At 46.0% G+C, this 2,144-nt stretch carries 2 protein-coding genes; both read left to right on the top strand.

Annotated elements, in window-relative coordinates; translation table 11 throughout:
- Position 1 precedes the first annotated feature (1 nt).
- Entirely contained in the window at positions 2–568 is a 567-nt protein-coding gene (gene rsxB, locus ACP45E_RS17390) for an electron transport complex subunit RsxB (RefSeq protein ID WP_141707390.1), read from the top strand.
- Positions 569–570: 2 nt separating this feature from the next.
- Positions 571–2,144: electron transport complex subunit RsxC (rsxC, locus tag ACP45E_RS17385; protein WP_069585329.1), on the top strand; the 1,574-nt coding region annotated here is incomplete at its 3' end.

The following is a 2,144-nucleotide window of genomic DNA, read 5'->3' as shown; positions in this document are numbered from 1 at the left end:
CATCGCCGTTGTCGCTCTAGCCGCTGTATTTGGAGCGATACTCGGATTCGCCTCTATCAAATTTAAGGTTGAAGCGGATCCGATTGTCGATCAAATCGATGAACTTCTTCCTCAAACTCAGTGTGGTCAATGTGGTTACCCTGGTTGCCGCCCTTATGCTGAAGCCATTGCCAATGGCGATAAAATAAACAAATGTCCACCTGGTGGCCAGGCGACTATTGAGAATCTTGCTAACTTAATGGGCGTAGAAGTAGAAGAATCAGCACACGACCTGAATGACGCCGTCAAAACCGTGGCCTTTATTCACGAAGATATGTGTATTGGCTGCACAAAATGTATCCAAGCGTGCCCTGTTGATGCCATCGTTGGCGGGACGAAAGCTTTACATACTGTCATCAAAGATGAGTGTACTGGTTGTGATTTATGCGTGGCCCCTTGCCCTACAGATTGCATTGAAATGATCCCTGTAGCCCAAACGACTGAAAATTGGAAATGGCAAATGAACTCGATTCCCGTTGTCGATATTAGCGATTCTGTTTCTCACAAAAAGCAAGACGAAGTGAGATAGATATGAGCACACTTTCCTTAATCGAACAGATAAAAACCGGCTCATTGTGGCAATTCCATGGCGGTATACATCCACAAGACAACAAAAGCCAATCTAATCAGAGCTTTCCGGTAAACGCCGACGTTCCACAAGAGATTGTACTGCCGATTAAACAGCATATCGGCAAGCCTGGTGATCTCATCGTCAAAAGTGGCGACACGGTATTGAAAGGTCAAGCATTAACCAAGTACAACACAACCATGATGCTTCCTATTCATTCTCCGACTTCGGGTGTCATTACCGCCATCGAACCAAGAATCACGAACCACCCATCAGGGCTCAGTGAGCCGTGCATTGTGATTTCCCCGGATAGTAAAGAACAATGGATAGAAAAAAACAGTATTGAGGACTTTCAAAGCGCTTCTTCTGAAACTCTACTTGAACATATTCGCCTTGCAGGAATATCAGGGATGGGTGGCGCAGGTTTTCCAACAGCAAAGAAAATACAGTCCGGGCTCTCCAAGACCGATTTCTTAATCATCAACGCCGCTGAATGTGAGCCTTACATCACCGCCGATGACGTTATAATGCGCCATTACGCAGAAGAAATCATGACTGGCATCGATATTGTAGAGCACATACTCAAGCCAAAACTCACCATTATCGCCATTGAAGATAATAAGCCAGAAGCCATTCAAGCGATGGAAAATGCAGCGAAAGACAAAGACATTGTCATTCGCGTCATTCCCACCAAATTCCCTTCTGGTGGTGAAAAACAGCTGATTAAATTACTGACCAATCAAGAAGTGCCTAACAATGGCATTCCAGCGGATATCGGAATGCTGGTGCAAAACGTCGCTTCGATGTATGCAATCAAGCGCGCCGTGTGTGATGGCGAGCCACTGATCCAAAGAATAGTTACGTTAACGGGTAATCAATTCCCACAACCAAGAAACGTTTGGGCCTTAATTGGCACCCCGATCGAATCTCTACTCCAGCAGTTTGGCTATAAAGCAGCAAAAAAAGCACCGCGTCTTATCATGGGTGGCCCCATGATGGGGTTTACTTTACCCAGCGCCTTGGTGCCTATCACTAAAACCAGTAACTGTATTCTGGCCCCGGGCACGAGAGAATTACCTCACAGCCAGTATGAGATGGAATGTATTCGTTGTGGGCAATGCGCCGAAGTATGCCCTTCTGCTCTGCTTCCTCAACAATTGCAATGGTATGCCAAGGCGGAGGAATACGATAAGTGTACCGAGCTTAACCTAAAAGATTGTATCGAATGTGGTGCTTGCGCTTATGTTTGCCCAAGTGAAATCCCTCTCGTTCAATACTATCGTCAAGCCAAAGCTGAAATAAAAACCAGAAAAGAAGAAGCTCAGGCTGCGGAACGAGCACGTCAGCGATTTGAAGAAAGAAAAGAGCGCTTAGAAAAAGCAAAAGTTGAGCGAGAAAACAAGTTTAAGAAAGCCGCGGATAGCCGTCGAAGCGAAATGGAAAAATCAGGCGGTGACGATGCGATAGCCGCCGCTATTGCTCGAGTAAAAGCGCAAAAAGAACAAACTCAAACCGCTCAGAGATCGGAAGAGCGGTT

It is taken from the genome of Vibrio genomosp. F10 str. 9ZD137 (genome assembly GCF_049974785.1).
Lineage (GTDB): Bacteria > Pseudomonadota > Gammaproteobacteria > Enterobacterales > Vibrionaceae > Vibrio.
The sequence above is the reverse complement of the archived record's forward strand: the minus strand, read 5'-3'. Positions and strand labels throughout refer to the sequence as shown.